General features: G+C 65.2%; 16 protein-coding genes. 9 read left to right on the top strand and 7 right to left on the bottom strand.

The genetic code is table 11. The features are described from left to right. Positions 1 to 65: 65 nt before the first annotated feature. The 5 genes from AABA86_RS14510 to AABA86_RS14530 all read right to left on the bottom strand — a co-directional run bounded on the left by AABA86_RS14510 (position 66) and on the right by AABA86_RS14530 (position 6,874). Positions 66 to 1,919, bottom strand: a complete 1,854-nt coding sequence (locus AABA86_RS14510; protein WP_212248947.1) for an alkaline phosphatase family protein — start codon at positions 1,917 to 1,919, stop codon at positions 66 to 68. 1,222 nt (positions 1,920 to 3,141) lie between these two features. Further along, positions 3,142 to 3,453 carry a response regulator transcription factor gene (locus AABA86_RS14515; protein ID WP_212253759.1) on the bottom strand — a complete coding sequence of 104 codons (312 nt, stop codon included), beginning with the start codon at positions 3,451 to 3,453 and terminating at the stop codon, positions 3,142 to 3,144. A gap of 51 nt (positions 3,454 to 3,504) precedes the next feature. Then, a complete protein-coding gene (locus tag AABA86_RS14520; RefSeq protein ID WP_212253760.1) occupies positions 3,505 to 4,728 on the bottom strand; it encodes an ABC transporter permease in 1,224 nt (407 codons plus the stop codon). Further along, a complete protein-coding gene (locus tag AABA86_RS14525; protein WP_338307273.1) occupies positions 4,725 to 5,450 on the bottom strand; it encodes an ABC transporter ATP-binding protein in 726 nt (241 codons plus the stop codon). Before AABA86_RS14525 ends, AABA86_RS14520 begins: the two co-directional genes overlap by 4 nt. Next, positions 5,447 to 6,874 carry an efflux RND transporter periplasmic adaptor subunit gene (locus AABA86_RS14530; RefSeq protein ID WP_338307274.1) on the bottom strand — a complete coding sequence of 476 codons (1,428 nt, stop codon included), beginning with the start codon at positions 6,872 to 6,874 and terminating at the stop codon, positions 5,447 to 5,449. The genes AABA86_RS14525 and AABA86_RS14530 overlap by 4 nt, the downstream gene beginning before the upstream one ends. Before the next feature lie 617 nt (positions 6,875 to 7,491). Between AABA86_RS14530 and AABA86_RS14535 the strand changes: the two genes are divergently transcribed. The 7 genes from AABA86_RS14535 to AABA86_RS14565 all read left to right on the top strand — a co-directional run bounded on the left by AABA86_RS14535 (position 7,492) and on the right by AABA86_RS14565 (position 11,171). Further along, a complete protein-coding gene (locus AABA86_RS14535; protein WP_212253763.1) occupies positions 7,492 to 8,139 on the top strand; it encodes a response regulator transcription factor in 648 nt (215 codons plus the stop codon). Positions 8,140 to 8,318: 179 nt separating this feature from the next. Next, positions 8,319 to 8,720, top strand: a complete 402-nt coding sequence (locus tag AABA86_RS14540; RefSeq protein WP_338307275.1) for a curlin subunit CsgB — start codon at positions 8,319 to 8,321, stop codon at positions 8,718 to 8,720. 120 nt (positions 8,721 to 8,840) lie between these two features. Continuing rightward, positions 8,841 to 9,233: a curlin gene (locus AABA86_RS14545; RefSeq protein ID WP_212253765.1), complete on the top strand. Its 393-nt coding sequence runs from the start codon at positions 8,841 to 8,843 to the stop codon at positions 9,231 to 9,233. A gap of 26 nt (positions 9,234 to 9,259) precedes the next feature. After that, positions 9,260 to 9,670 (top strand): curlin, encoded by a 411-nt coding sequence (locus AABA86_RS14550; RefSeq protein ID WP_338307276.1) that lies wholly within the window; start codon positions 9,260 to 9,262, stop codon positions 9,668 to 9,670. 79 nt (positions 9,671 to 9,749) lie between these two features. Beyond that, positions 9,750 to 10,190 carry a curlin gene (locus AABA86_RS14555; RefSeq protein ID WP_283814301.1) on the top strand — a complete coding sequence of 147 codons (441 nt, stop codon included), beginning with the start codon at positions 9,750 to 9,752 and terminating at the stop codon, positions 10,188 to 10,190. Between the two features lie 12 nt (positions 10,191 to 10,202). Next, on the top strand, positions 10,203 to 10,496 hold the full coding sequence (locus AABA86_RS14560; protein WP_338307277.1) for a hypothetical protein: 294 nt from the start codon (positions 10,203 to 10,205) through the stop codon (positions 10,494 to 10,496). A 228-nt stretch (positions 10,497 to 10,724) separates the two neighbouring features. Next, on the top strand, positions 10,725 to 11,171 hold the full coding sequence (locus AABA86_RS14565) for a hypothetical protein (RefSeq protein WP_338307278.1): 447 nt from the start codon (positions 10,725 to 10,727) through the stop codon (positions 11,169 to 11,171). Here AABA86_RS14565 and AABA86_RS14570 read toward each other — a convergent pair. Further along, positions 11,168 to 12,010: a GNAT family N-acetyltransferase gene (locus tag AABA86_RS14570; protein WP_338307279.1), complete on the bottom strand. Its 843-nt coding sequence runs from the start codon at positions 12,008 to 12,010 to the stop codon at positions 11,168 to 11,170. The two genes, AABA86_RS14565 and AABA86_RS14570, sit on opposite strands and share 4 nt — an antisense overlap. A gap of 115 nt (positions 12,011 to 12,125) precedes the next feature. Between AABA86_RS14570 and AABA86_RS14575 the strand changes: the two genes are divergently transcribed. Next, the gene (locus AABA86_RS14575; RefSeq protein WP_338307280.1) at positions 12,126 to 12,830 is read left to right on the top strand and encodes an SDR family oxidoreductase; all 705 of its coding nucleotides are present in this window, start codon (positions 12,126 to 12,128) and stop codon (positions 12,828 to 12,830) included. Between the two features lie 258 nt (positions 12,831 to 13,088). Next, entirely contained in the window at positions 13,089 to 13,913 is an 825-nt protein-coding gene (locus AABA86_RS14580) for an outer membrane protein (protein ID WP_338307281.1), read from the top strand. Positions 13,914 to 13,993: 80 nt separating this feature from the next. Here AABA86_RS14580 and AABA86_RS14585 read toward each other — a convergent pair whose 3' ends face one another. Next, positions 13,994 to 15,055, bottom strand: a complete 1,062-nt coding sequence (locus AABA86_RS14585; RefSeq protein ID WP_338307282.1) for a serine hydrolase — start codon at positions 15,053 to 15,055, stop codon at positions 13,994 to 13,996. Between the last annotated feature and the right edge of the window lie 196 nt (positions 15,056 to 15,251).

The raw sequence follows: 15,251 nt of genomic DNA on the forward strand, positions 1-15,251 counted from the left end.
GATCCGGGCCTGTAACGACCGAGATGTTCTCGCGCCCCCTGCGGGGCGCGAGCGAAAGCGGCGGGTTATTTCCCCGCCGTTTTTTGTTTGCCCGCGTCGACCTCGAGCCCGAGCGTTCGGCCCGGGAATCCGGCGGCGTCGAAATAGCGCTGGCTGCCGACGCGCTGGAAATTCAGCACGGTCATCAGGCCGCCCTCGGCAGGCCTGGACTTCTGCGTGCCAACATAGGCCTTCGGCACGATGCCGTTGGGCAGGGCCTCCGACATCACGCGGCCGACCAGGCCGCCGTTCTGTGCGCCGCGCAGACCCATGAGCTGGGCGGCCGTCATGCCGACGTCGGCATTGCTGACCGGCAGCTCGTCGACATAGCCGGCTTTGAAGTCCGGGCCGATCGCGGCCATGAAGTTCATGGTGTCGCCGCGGCTGAAGCTGCCATGCATGCCCTGGCCCTGGCGCAGCACGGTATCGGCGACCTGCACCGAGCAGTTGGTCGGCGCCTCGCCGCAATTGCTGGCATAGGAGCGGAAGTTGACCACGATCGACGGCGTCGGCGTCGCTGCCTTGCCGCGCAGATTGATGCTCGACAGCGGCAGGGTGCCGGGGAAGCGGCCGAGCGAGTCCTCGACGAACAGGCCGGAAACATAGTCCTGCGCGAGCAGCGCCTTGATGGTCTTGGCCGCCAGCTTCTTGTCCTTGTTCGGGAGATAGACGAGGTCCGAGCCGCCATTGGTGGCGACGACGAGGTCGGGCTTTTCCGGATCCTTGCCGAGCACGCCGTTGCCGGCCTTGGGATGCTTGTTGCCCTCGATCTTCGCGTTCTTGTCGTTGGGGTCGAATAGCGGCAGGTCGAGCGCCTTGGCGAGGTCGAGCGCCAGGAAGCCCATCGGCAGGAAGTCCTTTGGCGTGTCGTCATAGCTGACCTTGGCTGAAGGGCTGGTCTTGCTCTCCTTGGAGATGGTGGAGAAGCCATGGTCGGCCGAGACGATGATGTTGGTCGAGGCCGCAAGCCCGAGCTCGTCCAGCGCCTTGCGAAGCTGGGCAAGGTTGGTGTCGGCGTTCTTGATGCCGGCCATCGAGGTCGGACCGTTGATGCCGGGCATGATCTGGTTGAGGCTGTCGCCGGTGTTGTGCTGGCTGCCATCGGGGTCGCGCGACCAGAACACCAGCACGAACGGCTTGTTGCGCGCCTTGAACATCGGCAGCACCACCTTGGCGGCGACGTCGGCGAAATAGGCCTGCTGCGGGACGTTGGCGGACGTCGTGCCGGGCGTCTTGGCATCGCCTGCCTTGGAATTGTCACCGCGCGGCGGCGTGGTGGTGGGCAGGCCGGCCTTGGTCAGGGCGTCCTTTACCTCGTCCGACAGCGCCACGCCGTTCTTGCCGCCGGTGGCGTCGTCGAACACGATCGAATGCAGGCCGGCTTTGTCAGGCTTGTCGGTGTGATCGAACTGATAGGTCGGACCGTGCTTGCCTAGCGCTGCGGTGCTGTACCCCTTGTCGCGGGCCAGCTTCAGGATGGTGTCCTCGTTGAGGTAGTTGCCCCTAAAATGCTCGTCGATGTCGCCGAGCACGGCGTCGTTCTCGATGAAGGGGACCACGGTGTCGCCGGCGGGGACGGAGGTGTAGTTGGTCCAGATCGTGTTGGAGAACACCCCGGTATCGCCGAGATAGTGACCGGTCGACATCGCCGAGCCGTTGGCCATGGTGAAGGTCGGGAACAGCGAGTGCGAGTTCTTGAAGTTGACGCCCTTGTCGCGGATTTCGGCCATGGCGGGCGCCGTGTCGGGGGTGACCTTCAGCGCGCGCAGACCGTCCGGAATGAACAGGATCAGATTGCGGGGCGTGTTGTTCTGGGCGGAGGCAAATCCGGTGGATAGCACTGTCAGTCCGGCGGACAGCAACACCAGTGAACGGCGCATCGAAATCTCCCTGCGAGGCGGCTTGGCCGCAACCCGCGGCCCCCGGGGCCGCAACCGCGGTCCCCGGTTCGTTTAGTTTCGCTGCATGACGGTTTTGTTACAAGGCCCGTCGCCGATGCAAGAGGGTTGGGGAGGGGAGCGGCCCCCACGCGAGTGTGAAGTACAGCATCCGCCACGCTCTTGTCCCGGACGCGCTGCAGCGTTCTTACGCTGCTGCGCAGAGCCGGGACCCAGGAAGCCACGGCACGTGCTGCTACATGGGCCCCGGCTCTGCAGCGCACCGCTAAACCGGACGATGCTTTGCATCGCCGGGAGAGCGCTGCGCTGCGTCCGGGGCACGAGACCTTGGTTTCGGCGCGCGAAGTCCAGCCATCCAGACTCTTTCCGCACGGACAGTATCCATTCCGTCATCCTGAGGTGCGAAGCGCGCGATGCGGATGCATCGCATGCTGAGCCTCGAAGGATGAGCGGCCGAGCTGGTGCAGCCGGGCCGTCGCCCTTCGAGGCTTGCTCTGCGACGCGGTCGCGCCGCAGCGCGCGCACCTCAGGGTGACGGTGACGGATAGAGCTTGCGGCGGCATTCGGCACTCGCATTCTACTTTGCAGACACGCCTTCGCATCCTCGCGGCGCATTTCGCCCGAGCTTTGCTTGATCGCTTCACCCTCCATTGAAAGAGGGCGCAGGGAAGGCCGGGAGCCGGTTGGCTCCCATTGACCGCCATGCCAAGAGCAGACTGCGTGTGCTTCATGCATAGCGGGTAACAGGGCAACCGGAGCATCCCGGCCTTCCCTGCGCAGTGGGCTTACGGCTTATGTCGTGTTCTCCCCGGGGAGCGTTGCACTATTGCCCCCGTCGCCTTGCGGATGGCTGACGGATGCGTCCGGTTGGACGACACCCATCACCACAAGACTTGGCGCACAGACCCCGGGCGCCAGGACCACACGATTTTGCCGTACGCGGATCACACCGGTCGTGTGCGCGACGGTTCTGCTCACGGCTCTCCGCCCTGCAAAACCCATCGCGCCGATGTCACCTGCGTCCACCGCCGCCCGGCCCGCGTTCGTGACGATCGCGATACGCCCCTCTTCCTTGGGCCGGGTTGCCGCGACACATACGTCATTTCCGAAATTCGGTAAAGTGGAATATTTTCGGCCGGGCGCGTTGACCGATACCTTGGGTGTTTTGCCCGTCGGGCAACGCAAGGGATTGTGGCCGGGACATTCAATCCGTCGCGGTCTGCACCCGTGGTGCAGGGGCTTGCGCGGGCTTTGTTGCCGTCGGATGGCGGTCGACCCGGGCAAGATCGCGGCGTAGCGAGGATGGCGCGGCGTGCAGGGCAAACACGATCGCGATCTGCGTCCGGTTCGAGAGCCGGTATTTGCGCATGATGTTGCCGATATGCGCCCGCACCGTATTCTCCGAGATCTTGAGCTCGTAGGCGATATTCTTGTTCTGCATTCCCCGTGCGATCAACATCATCAGCTCGCGCTCGCGCGGCGTCGGTGTAATCGAGTCCTGCGGATCTCGGCTCATGGCTGGCTCCTCCCTGGACTGCGGGTTGATGTGGCGACTCCCGGCATGTTGTCACTCCGTCTTGAGCGCCTCGATCGGGCTGAGCTTGGACGCCTTGTGGGCGGGATAGAAACCGAAGACGAGGCCGGTCGCGATCGAGAAGGCGAGGGCAAGGCCGATCGCTTGACCGTCGACCGAGGTGACCCATCCTGCCATACGGGCCACCGTCATCGAGAGCGTGACGCCGCCGGCGACGCCGATGGCGCCGCCGAGCAGGCAGAGCACGAGCGCCTCGCAGAGGAACTGCAGACGGATGTCCCGCATCCGCCCGCCCAGCGCGCGGCGGATGCCGATCTCCCGCGTGCGCTCGGTGACCGACACGATCATGACATTCATGATGCTGATGCCGCCGACGAGCAGCGAGACCGAGGCGATGGCGACGAGCAGGAGCGCGACGGTGCGGATCGCACCCTGCTGCGCTTCCATGGCGGCGGCCGGATCCTGGACCTTGAAATCGTCCTCCAGGCCGTCGGGAATACGGTGGCGCTGCCGCAACAAATTCTCGATCTCCGATCGGGCCCCCGCCATCTGGCCGTCGCCGGCGACCTTGGCGATGATGTAGGCAACCGAATCCCGGTTGATGTTGCTGGCACTGCCGAGAAAGCGCAGCTTGGCGGTGGCGAGCGGCACGAAGGCCACGTCGTCCTGCGCGGGTCCCTTGCGATCGAGAACGCCGATCACTTCGAGCGGGACCTTCATGATCCGGATCTGCGCACCGATGGGGTCGTCGCCGGGGGCGAACAGCTCGCGTGCAACCGTGCTGCCGAGGATCACCACCTTGCCGGCTCCGGCCTCCTCGGTGCCCGAAAAATAGCGGCCGGTCGCGAGCTGCCAGTCGCGCACCATGAAGTGCCCCGTCGTCGTGCCGTTGATCGTCGTATTCCAGTTCTTGCCTTCGTGGATGACTTGCGCCGTTCCGGCGATCGAGCCGGCCGCGGCCTGGACTTCCGGTATCTGCTCGAGGATGGCCTGCACGTCACTCTCCGTCATCGTCAGCTTGCTGCCGTCCTTGAGACGCACGCCGCCCTGGTAGACCGCGCCGGGGGTGATCATCAGGACGTTGGCGCCGATCGAGCGGATCTGTTCCTGCAGGCGCAGCTGCGCGCCGGAACCGATCGCAAACACCGTCACGATCGAGGCGACGCCGATCACGATGCCGAGCATGGTCAGGAAGCTGCGCAGCGGATTGAGCCTGAGGGCGTGCAGGGCGATCTGGAATCCCTGGAGCATCGTCATGGCGCAGCGCTCCGTTTCGGCAGGGCCGGAGCCGGCGTCTCGTCAGCGACGAGCTCGCCGTCATGCAGGTGAATGGTGCGGCGGCACTGCGCCGCGATGCCGGGATCATGCGTGATCATCACGATGGTCTGGCCGGTCCGGTTGAGCGCGGCGAACAGCGCCAGGATCTCGGCGCCAGTACGGCTGTCGAGCGCGCCGGTCGGCTCGTCGGCAAGCACGATCAGCGGGGAGGCGATCAGGGCGCGCGCGATCGCGACGCGCTGCTGCTCGCCGCCGGAGAGCTGCCGCGGAAAATGATGGGCCCGGTGCAACATGCCGACGGCCTGAAGGCTCGCTTCCGCGCGCGCCAGGCGTTCCCGGCGGCCGACACCGCAATAGACCAGCGGCAGCGCGACGTTCTCGATCGCATCGTGGCGCGCGAGCAGATTGTAGGACTGGAACACGAAGCCGATGCTGCGGGCGCGCAGGGACGACCGGCGATCTTCCGAGAGATCGGCGACATCGGCCCCTTCGAGATAGACCGCGCCCTCGCTCGGCAGGTCGAGCAGCCCGATCATGTTCATCAGCGTCGACTTGCCGGAGCCGGACGGTCCCATCACGGCGACGATCTCGCCTTGCGCGATGTCGAAGCTGACATTGCGGATGGCGGCGACCGCCACTCCGTCGGTGCGATAGGTCCTGCCCACCGACTGGAGGCTGATGAGCGGCGGGGAGGCGGTCATGATCCGAACCTGATTCCGAGAAATTCCATGCCCGCCGGACGGATGGCCTGGCCGACGGCAACCTGGCTGCCCTCGTCGAGATCTCCGCTCTTGAGGGCGACTTGTTCGGTGCCGGCCGCGCCGACCGTCACCGCGATGCGCTGGAGCGAGCCGCTTGCGGTGCGCAGCCACACCCCGCTGCGTGCAGCAGGATCCTGCCGCGCGCCGGAGGGCTGGAAGCGCAGTGCGGCGAGCGGCACCTTCAGAACGTCGTCCTGCCGCTCGATCACGATCTTCACCAGCGCAGTCATTCCGGGGAGCAGCGCGCCGTCGAGATTGGAGGTTGCCAGGACCACGGTGTAGGTGACGACGTGCTGCTGGGTCTGCGGCGCCTTGCGCACCTGCCGCACCACCGCCTCGAAGCGGCGGTCGGGGTAGGCATCCACCGTGAAATGGGCGCGCTGGCCGGGGGCGATGCGGCCGATATCGGCTTCGTCGACCTGCGCGTGAATCTCCATGTCCTCCAGGCGGTGGGCGACAACGAAGGTGGTGCGCGATTCCAGTCCGACCGCGAGCGTCTGGCCCTCGTTGACGAACCTGCCGACGACGACGCCGTCGATCGGCGAGCGGATCATTGTGCGGTCGAGATCGGCCTGGGCCGCGGCGAGAACGGCGGCCTTCTCCGGCACCGCCATGCGCGCCTGTTGCAGCTCCGCCTCGATCCTGCGGACGTCGGCCTGCGCGCCCTCTACCGAATAGGAGTTGAGGGACATCAGGACCTCGGCCTCGCGCTCCTGGGCGAGACGTGCGGTGAACTCGGTCTGCGCGTCGTCGACCGTCGTCGTCGCCACCACGTTCTGCGACTGCAGCGCCAGCTTCCGTTGCAAGGTCTTCTGCGCCGAGGTCTTGACGGCCTGGGCGCTCTCGAGCTTGGCGGCGAGCACGTCGCGGCTGCCTCTGGCGTTTTGCAGGTCGATCCTGGCGCGATCGAGCTTGGCCCTGGCGATGTCGACGAGCGAATTGGAGACGGCAAGGGCGGCCCTGGCTTCGTCGACCTTGGCTGCAAAGCTGCGCGGATCGATCAAGGCGAGCGGCTGATCCTTGGCGACGGTGTCGTTGAAGTCGACATAGACCCGGGCGAGCTGCCCGGACAGCTGGGAACCTACCTCGATCGTCTTGACCGGCTGCAGGGCACCGGTGACGGTGACGGTCTGCTCGATGCTGCCGCGTTGAATCGAGGCATAGCGGAACACGGGCGAATCGGACCCGAATGTCGGAGCTTCACGCCCAGTGGGCACGAGCAGGCGCCTGGTCGATTCCAAGGCGTGCGCCGCCTTGTCCGCAGCTCTCCCGGTCGCGCCGGTGATGACAGCCGGCCCCACGGTGGTGACCGCGGCGAGGCTGCATGCAGTTCCAAGCAAGGCAATAACTGGCACAAATCGCATATCAAAACCCGCCTCGTTGAAATGGCTTCGTTGCGGCAGGAAAAAATGGCAAGCTCGCTATGGTTGTAAATCATCTAAGGTAGTATCGATCGTCAGTATGTCGTTCTCGTCGGGGCGTCGGTCGGGTGCGCCTGATGATCCAGTAGTAAAGGCGCAGGGGTGCGACTTTTCGTGATTTGCTGGAGATGCATACGAAGCGTATCGATATGACGCGCGCGGTATCGAACTCGATAAGCTGACTGAACGTCCCGTCTGCTCCGGCCGAAAGCGGCCGGCGCCCGGCGTTCAACTCGGCACATGAGTGATGATGCCATGATGCAGTTGGCGAGACCGCGATCACGCGACCGGACTCCACAACACCGGATTGCCGCATTCCCCGATATCGCACGCCGTCGCGACGCGAACGGAGGCGAGCTCAATTCCCTCCGATCACGAAGCCCGATGTGTGAACGCCTTCACTCGTCACGAGCGGGTGTTGGCTCTAAGACGTCGAACCGGTGGACCGATGCGCTTCGCCCGGACCCCGCGAATTCATTCAAGCACCTTGTCTGCGCTTGCAAGAAGAATGGATGGCTCGATGCCTGCTCATCGAGCCCCAAGACGAGGAGTCCGTTGCAATGGGTTCAGATCAAGCCATAGTTTATGTTGTTGACGACGAAATTCAGATTCGAACCGCGATCGGAAATCTCTGCGAGGAGACCGGACACCGGGTGAAGTTGTTCGCCTCGACGGAAGAGTTCCTCGCGGAGAGTATTTCGCCCGGGCCGTCGTGCCTCGTGCTCGACGTCCGCTTTCCCGGCACCTCGCCGACCGGCCTCGAGCTTCAGCGCCGGCTCGCCGAGACGGGCGTGCCGATCCCGATCGTCTTCATCAGCGGCCATTCCGACGTCCGCGTCTCGGTCGAGGCCATGAAGCGCGGCGCGGTCGAGTTTCTGCCAAAACCCTTTCGCGAGCAGGAGATCCTCGATGCGATCAGGCATGGCATCGAGCGCGACCGCAGGCGGCTGGAACGCGAGGATGTGGTGCGTGAAGCCCGCCAGCGCGTCGAGACGCTGACGGCGAGAGAGCGCGAGATCATGCTGCTGATGGCCGAAGGGCTGGTGGCCAAGCAGATCGCGGCGAGGCTCGGCGTGAGCGAGGTGACGGCGAAGGTCCATCGCGCCAGGATGATGCGGAAGCTGGAGCTGCGTACGCCGATCGAAGTGGTACGGCTGATCGACAGCATGGGGCGCGAAGCGGAGACGATTCGCGCCGGCACGGGATAGAGGCCGCTCTTGCGCTTCGATGTGCCGACATTTTTGCGCAACGTCTAGTCCGTACCGATTAGCATGAACTGCAGTCTGTCGCGCAGGCCACGATCGGTTCACAGTATTCCTACGATGTCGGCCTCTTCCAAGACGGCATCCGAACCCAGTCAGACAACTTGGCCAGAAAGGAATACTCCATGCGCAAATTGTTTATTGCTTCCGTTGCATTGTTTGCCCTGTCCTCCGCGGCGCAGGCCGCCAACACCTCGACCACGGTGCAGGTCGGCGTCGTGAACGGTTCGAGCGTCTCGCAGCAGGGCCTCACCAATGACACTTCCTCGACCAGCCAGCTCGGCATCGTGAACACTGCGACGACGATGCAGGGAACCAGCTCTGCCTCGCTCAACAACGGCAGCACGGTCAACCAGATCGGCGTGCAGAACACGGCGACCACCGGCCAGGTGGCGTTCGGCAACAACGGCAGCGCGATCACCCAGAACTCGTTCGGGCCTCCCGCGCTGCAGAACAACTCCGCCGCCGTCGGCCAGCTCAGCGTGTTCGGCGTCAACGGCAGCACCGTCTCGCAGACGGCGCACTGACCCACGTACTCGTCGGCCGGGCGCACCCAGTTGCGGTGCGTCCGCGCCATTCTCGAATGCACCGCAATCCGGCCGGCTGATCAATTGCGATAGCCCGCCCATTGTCGCGGAGGAAATGACATGCGGATCACCTATTTCATTGCAACGGTCGTGGCGCTCGGTGCGCTGACGGCCGCCGATGCAAACGCCGGCAACACCGCCAGCGTGCTGCAATTCGGAACGACCAACACTTCGTTCATTTCGCAGAGCGGCGGCACCAGCAACAACGCCACGACGATGCAGTTCGGCGCCACCAATACGGCGACCACTTTGCAGATGGGCTCGCTCCTGACCGTCAACAATTCGGTGATCGGGCAGGGCGGCACGACCGCGACGGCGTCCAACACCGCGCTGGCCGGCCAGGTCGGCGGCTCCAATTCGAGCCTGATCGGCCAGATCGGTGCGAACAATGCCGCCGGAGTTGGTCAGCTCGGAATCCTGAACGGCTCGACGATCATCCAGCAGGCTCCGTGAGCCGACCCGAAGTGACGAGGCATGTCATGAAACATCATTTGGGACGCGCGGGCGCCATCGTGCTCGCTCTGTGCTCGGCGGGCACCGGATCAGCCGGTGCCCAGACCGCCGACATCAAGACCATCGTCTCTGTCGGCGGGCCGCCCGTGGTGCTGAACCAGAACAGTCAGCTCAACATGGCGGGCGTGTTCATGATCGGCGGCAGCACCAGCGCGACAGTGACGCAGAACGGCACCAACAATGCCACCGGCGTCCTGCAATTCGGCGGAACGAATTCCGCATCGATCGGGCAGGCCGGAACGAACAATCTCGCCTTCGTCGGTCAGGCCGGCCAGTCGGCGACGAGCCTGATATCGCAGCTCGGCACGATGAATGCTGGCACGGTGGCGCAATTCGGCACGGTCAACGCCTCGACGATCGTCCAGACCGGTCCGTAACAGGCGAAGCGAACGCGCCGGTGCCAGGAACGAACGGGGAAGCGCAATGCGATGCGGCGGACAAACCTTGAGGCGCACCTTGAGGCGCACCTTGGCCCTGGCGGCGATGCTCGCCGCCATCGGCACGGCGACGCAGGCGAGCGCCGGGTCGATCCAGCGCAGCGTGACGAACCGGAACGTGACCATTGAAACGGTCGTGCAGTTCGGCGACAATGTTCAGCCCGTGACGATCGAAGAGAACAGCCGCATCAATATCGCGCGGGTGATCCAGATCGGCGGCACCGGAACGGTGGATGCGACCATCATCCAGAACGGCACGCGCAACTATGCCAATGTGATCCAGGTGGGCGGCACCACCAATGCGATCATCGGTCAATCCGGTGCGAGCAACACCGCCGAGATCACCCAGGTCGGAAATTCCACCAACGCGCTCCTGCTCCAGATCGGAGACATGAATACGGGAGCCGTAAGGCAGTTCGGGCGTTTCAACTGGCTGGCGATCTTTCAGTTCAGCCGATGATGGAGGTGTGACATGAGATTGCTCCTGCTCGCATCCGGAATAGGACTCATGAGCGTGGTCGCGATGGCGCCGGCCGGCGCCGGCGACGGTCACACCACGGTGGTCCAGGACGAGAACGGCACGTCGGTGATCACGCAGAGCGGCGATCCGGCGCAGGCCGAGGTCAAAATCGAGAAGGAGCCCGGGCGCACGACGGTCTACCGGCGCAGCGGCGGCAACACCGCGATCGTGACGCAGGGCACCGGCAACGCGCAGGAAAACTTGCAGGACATGCTCGATTGGCTGCGCAAGCAGCAGGGCCGCTGACGCACGTTCCGGACGCATTCGGCTGGAACGATCAACTCGTCATGAAGCCGACACGCCGTGGAACGAAGTGTCTGAAATCAGCACAGAATCCCGGGCGTTCTGCCGCACCTGCTCCCCGGTTAATCCCGTGCCTTAACCAATAATTAATTATACGTTTGCGGGTGGGCGACGGCCGGGCCTAGCGTAGCTTTCGGGGAGCCGCCGAAGCCAAACGAGTTGGTGCGTATCATGATGTCCAGATCATATGGGGCGCTCTTTGCCTCGCTCAGCGCAGCCGCGCTGCTCCTTAGCCCCGTTGGCAGTTTTGCCAGACCCGGCGGCGCCGCGCCGCACGGGATGACCGCCGCGCCTCCCGGCGCCATGGCGCGTGCGCCGATTGGGCCGGGAGCCCGGTTTCATCGGCGGAATAGCCCTTTCGTCTACTGGCCGGGCGGCGGCGGGTTCTTCTACGACGGCGCCGGCTACAGCCAGCCCTTCGGCGATGCCGGGCAGCCGGTCTCCACCGATGTGCGCTACACCTACACCTATGACGTCCCGTGGGACTGGTCGCATCGCTTCCCGCCGAACGTGGTGCCGTCCGACCGGCCCTATGTGCCGAGCTGCCCGACGGAGCAGGTGACGGTACCCGGCCGCGGCGGCAGCGAGCATACCGTCAACATCACGCGCTGCTACTAACCCAGCTCGAAGCTGGTCACGCCGAAGACGCGGTCGATGCGCAGCGGCGGGATCGCTCCCGTGTACATCCGCGCGGTCTCGAACACCGGCTTGAGGCCAAGCGCTTCCGCGAGCGCAATCGCCTCGCGATTGACGGCGGGGACGTCGAGGAAGATCTCGCCGACATCGGTGCTCGCAAGCAAAGCCTGCACGACCGCCTCCGCCGCCGCGCGGTCGTCGGCGACGAGCGGGCCGATCTTGCGGCCGGTCCGGCACGGCCGGATCACGCCCCATGCTTCGAGCTTGCCGTCCCGCACCAGCGCGCGGCCGACATGGCCTGATGTGTCGAGCCAGGCGCGCAGGAAGGCGCTGCGCCGGGCCGGGAAGACGGTGGCATCGTCGGCTTCCACCAGCGCAAACGGAATCGTGTCGAGCGCAACGACGTCAGTGGGCGGCTTCGGAGCCACGGCGACGCTGCCGCCATAGCGGATATTGGCGTAGGCCAGCTGGAAGCCGGATTTCCTGTAATTGTCCTGCTGCGCCACGACGCCGTCGAGCCCGATCACGCGCGCGCCCGCATGTGCGATCGCCGCGTTCCAGATGCGCAGGCCATGGCCCGCGCCGCGAAAGCCCGCGCGCACGATGTAGAAGCCGAGGAAGGCGAAGCGATCATCGTAATTGACGCAGGAGACGGTCGCCACCGGCTCGCCATCGATCTCACCCACGAAGAAGCCCTGTGCGTCGGGAACCGCGAAGCAGGCGGCATCGGCCAGGCCCGGATTCCAGCCCTCGGCCGCGGCCCAGCCAATGGCGAGTGAGATCTCCTCGGGGCGCAAATTGCGGATCAGCAAATCACTCATCTCGGGTTGCTCATGACGGATGCCCTCGACCATGGACCTGCCGACAGGTCTGGCTGTAGAAGGCCTCATGATAGGCCGAGCCTGCGGCTCGCCTCAACTGAAGGGATGATCGGTCATGGCAGCAGAGAAGGTTGCGCTCGTTACCGCCGGCGGCAGCGGCATGGGGGCAGGGGCTGCGCGGCGGCTGGCGGCGGATGGGTTTCGCGTCGCGATCCTGTCATCCTCCGGCAAGGGCGAGGCGCTGGCGGCCGAGCTCGGCGGGCTCGGCGTCACCGGCTCCAACAAGGAGAATGACGATGTGAAGCGCCTCGTCGACGGCGCCATGGCTAAGTGGGGACGCATCGACGTGCTCGTCAACAGCGCCGGCCACGGGCCGCGTGCGCCCATCACCGAGATCACCGACGAGCAGTGGCACACCGGCCTCGACACCTATTTGCTGAACGTGATCCGTCCGACCCGGCTGGTGACGCCGATCATGCAGGCGCAAAAGGGTGGCGCCATTATCAACATCTCGACGGCCTGGGCGTTCGAGCCCAGCGCAATGTTCCCGACCTCGGCGGTGTTCCGCGCCGGCCTTGCCGCCTTCACCAAGATCTTCACCGACACCCATGCCGCCGACAACATCCGCATGAACAACGTCCTGCCGGGCTGGATCGACAGCCTGCCGCAGCTGGACGCGCGCCGCGACAGCGTGCCGATGAAGCGCTACGGCAAGGTCGAGGAGATCGCGGCGACGATCTCGTTCCTGGCCTCCGACGGCGCGGCCTACATCACCGGCCAAAACATCCGCGTCGATGGCGGGCTGACGCGCTCGGTCTGAACCGCGGTCTGGCGAGCTTGTCGTGGTGCGACACGGGCGTGTGCTGCGCGCCGCCGGTCGTGGCTGATGCGTGGCTCCTCGGCCACACCCGTCATCCGTTCGCACGATCCGAGGCGCACACTACGTCACAGTCCTTGCGAACTTCGCCGCAGCCCAAGACGAGCAGTGGCGCACGCCCTATCCCCTAACTGCGCCGGTTGCTTCTTACCCGCGCGCATTCGAAACGCGAGGTCAATCGCGTGGGGCAAGGAGACTGGAATGAACAAGTTTTTGCTGGCGATCGCTTCTGTGGTCTTGGGTACCGCATCCGTTCAGGCGGCCGACCTCGCGGCGCATTACACCAAGGCGCCGGTGGCCGCGCCAGTCTATAACTGGACCGGCTTTTACGTCGGCGGCAATGTCGGCGGGCAGTGGGGCAGCGCGAACCCCGCCACCACCACGCTGTTTCCGGTAGCCGCCTATTTCGCCGATTCGAGCGTGACCGCCATCGGGACGGTCGGCGCCCAACACATCAACAGCTCCGGTGTGACCGGCGGCTTCACCGCCGGCTACAACTGGCAGGTCAACAACGCCGTGCTCGGCCTCGAGGGCGACATCAACTATTTCGGCTTCAAGGGCAGCGCGAGCAGCACCGCCGTGTATCCCTGCTGCGCGCCGACCACCTTCACGGTCAATTCGTCGGTCTCGGCCGATTGGCTCGCCACCATTCGCGGCCGCATCGGCATCCTCGCGACGCCGAGCTGGCTGATCTACGCCACCGGCGGCGCCGCCATTGCCGAGGTCAAGGGCAATTTCAGCTTCACCGACACCTTTGCTGGCGCGACCGAGTCCGGAGCGATCCGCGACACCCGCGTCGGCTGGACAGCAGGCGTCGGCGGTGAGTACGCCGTGGGCAACGGCTGGTCGCTTAAGGCCGAATATCTCTACGTCGATCTTGGCCGTAGCAGCATGACCAGCAACAATTTCAACGTCGGTGTGGCGTTGCCGGCCCAGACCTTCACCCATTCGGTCGATCTCAAGTCGAACATCGTGCGCGTCGGCGTGAACTACAAGTTCGGCGGACCGGTCGTCGCCAGATACTGAGCATCCCGTTCCGATTCTGGTGTGGAAAGCCCCGGCTCGGCCGGGGCTTTCTGTTGTGAAAAGGCTTTCTGTTGTGAAGCTCAGCCTGCGTGCGATGCCAGCAGACGCGCCAGCGCGGGCAGGATCTTGTAGCGCGCGATCTCGTGCGGGTATTCGCCGCGGTTGGCGAGCAGGACGATGGCGATCCGCCGCGCCGGCACGAGCCCGATATAGCCGGACGCGTTGTTGAGGCCGCCGGGCTTGTCGATGACGGTGACGCCCGGCAGACGCACGGTCTCCCAGGCCATGCCCTGTCCGAACCTGTCGTCGACGCGGAAGACCTCGCGCTGCGTCATCCGCAGCGCCTCGCGCAATTGTGGATCGATCGGCCGGCCGTCGACGCAGGCCGCCGCGAAGGTGGCAAGATCCCGGGCGGAGGAGAACATCTGGCCGGTGCCGGGAAAGTCAAAATAGCTCTGCTGGTCGCCGATTGGGCCGATCGCCGTGCCCTGGTCGGAATAGCCCTGGACCACGCGCAGCATCCAGGCCCCGTCCATGATGGCGCGATTGTCCGCGCCGCGCTCGGGGATGAAGCTGGCTTCCATGGCGAGGGGGCGGAGAATGCGGTGCTGGATCAACGCGCCGATCGGCGTGCCGTAGCAGCGCTCGAGCACGAGCTGAAGCAGCACGTAGCCGGCATGGCTGTAGATGCGCTGCCGGCCGGGTGCGACGCCGGGTGCCGGCGCGAAGCCGTTCAGCATCGCGATGAACTGCTCGCGCGTGAACTGATCGTTCGGCCAGGGCGGATGGTCGGTCGGTAGCAACAGCCCCGAGGTGTGGGTGACCAATTCGCCGACGCTGACGCGGCGGATGAAATCGCCGTCGAGCTCGGGAAGATATTGATGGACGCGGTCGTCGAGCCGCAGCTCGCCGCGGAGCGTACCGAGAGCGACCAGCGTCGCTTCGAACGGTTTTCTTACAGACGCGAGGTTGAACAGCGTGTCCGGCGTCACCTTCCGTTTGGTGGCACCATCGGCAAGACCGTAGTTGAAGAACTCGACATGGCGTCCGGCATAGAGGGCGGCGGCAAGGCCGCCCGCATGGTCCGGCGTTACGGTCGGCGCAAGCTCGCTCGCGACGATGTCGCGCATCTGCGCGATCATGTCGGAATCCGCCAAGGCGCGGCGCGGCCGGCCGAGCCCGATCGCGAGGGGAACAAGCGCGGCCCGGGCGAGCGCCCGCCGGGTGAGAGATGATGATGAGACAACAGACGGCACGGACCCTGCGAATGATGCAATGGTGCCCCAGTCTCGTTTAGCGCGAAGCGTCCGGCGGCCCAATTCACGATTGCGCGTCTCA

Source organism: Bradyrhizobium sp. TM233 (assembly GCF_036247965.1).
Classification (GTDB): Bacteria; Pseudomonadota; Alphaproteobacteria; order Rhizobiales; family Xanthobacteraceae; genus Bradyrhizobium; species Bradyrhizobium ottawaense.

What these genes read in the sequence shown, in the direction of transcription:
- AABA86_RS14510 (WP_212248947.1), bottom strand. Translation starts at nt 1,919, where the DNA reads ATGCGCCGTTCACTGGTGTTGCTGTCCGCCGGACTGACAGTGCTATCC.
- AABA86_RS14515 (WP_212253759.1), bottom strand. Translation starts at nt 3,453, where the DNA reads ATGAGCCGAGATCCGCAGGACTCGATTACACCGACGCCGCGCGAGCGC.
- AABA86_RS14520 (WP_212253760.1), bottom strand. Translation starts at nt 4,728, where the DNA reads ATGACGATGCTCCAGGGATTCCAGATCGCCCTGCACGCCCTCAGGCTC.
- AABA86_RS14525 (WP_338307273.1), bottom strand. Translation starts at nt 5,450, where the DNA reads ATGACCGCCTCCCCGCCGCTCATCAGCCTCCAGTCGGTGGGCAGGACC.
- AABA86_RS14530 (WP_338307274.1), bottom strand. Translation starts at nt 6,874, where the DNA reads ATGCGATTTGTGCCAGTTATTGCCTTGCTTGGAACTGCATGCAGCCTC.
- AABA86_RS14535 (WP_212253763.1), top strand. Translation starts at nt 7,492, where the DNA reads ATGGGTTCAGATCAAGCCATAGTTTATGTTGTTGACGACGAAATTCAG.
- AABA86_RS14540 (WP_338307275.1), top strand. Translation starts at nt 8,319, where the DNA reads ATGCGCAAATTGTTTATTGCTTCCGTTGCATTGTTTGCCCTGTCCTCC.
- AABA86_RS14545 (WP_212253765.1), top strand. Translation starts at nt 8,841, where the DNA reads ATGCGGATCACCTATTTCATTGCAACGGTCGTGGCGCTCGGTGCGCTG.
- AABA86_RS14550 (WP_338307276.1), top strand. Translation starts at nt 9,260, where the DNA reads ATGAAACATCATTTGGGACGCGCGGGCGCCATCGTGCTCGCTCTGTGC.
- AABA86_RS14560 (WP_338307277.1), top strand. Translation starts at nt 10,203, where the DNA reads ATGAGATTGCTCCTGCTCGCATCCGGAATAGGACTCATGAGCGTGGTC.
- AABA86_RS14565 (WP_338307278.1), top strand. Translation starts at nt 10,725, where the DNA reads ATGATGTCCAGATCATATGGGGCGCTCTTTGCCTCGCTCAGCGCAGCC.
- AABA86_RS14570 (WP_338307279.1), bottom strand. Translation starts at nt 12,010, where the DNA reads ATGAGTGATTTGCTGATCCGCAATTTGCGCCCCGAGGAGATCTCACTC.
- AABA86_RS14575 (WP_338307280.1), top strand. Translation starts at nt 12,126, where the DNA reads ATGGCAGCAGAGAAGGTTGCGCTCGTTACCGCCGGCGGCAGCGGCATG.
- AABA86_RS14580 (WP_338307281.1), top strand. Translation starts at nt 13,089, where the DNA reads ATGAACAAGTTTTTGCTGGCGATCGCTTCTGTGGTCTTGGGTACCGCA.
- AABA86_RS14585 (WP_338307282.1), bottom strand. Translation starts at nt 15,055, where the DNA reads ATGATCGCGCAGATGCGCGACATCGTCGCGAGCGAGCTTGCGCCGACC.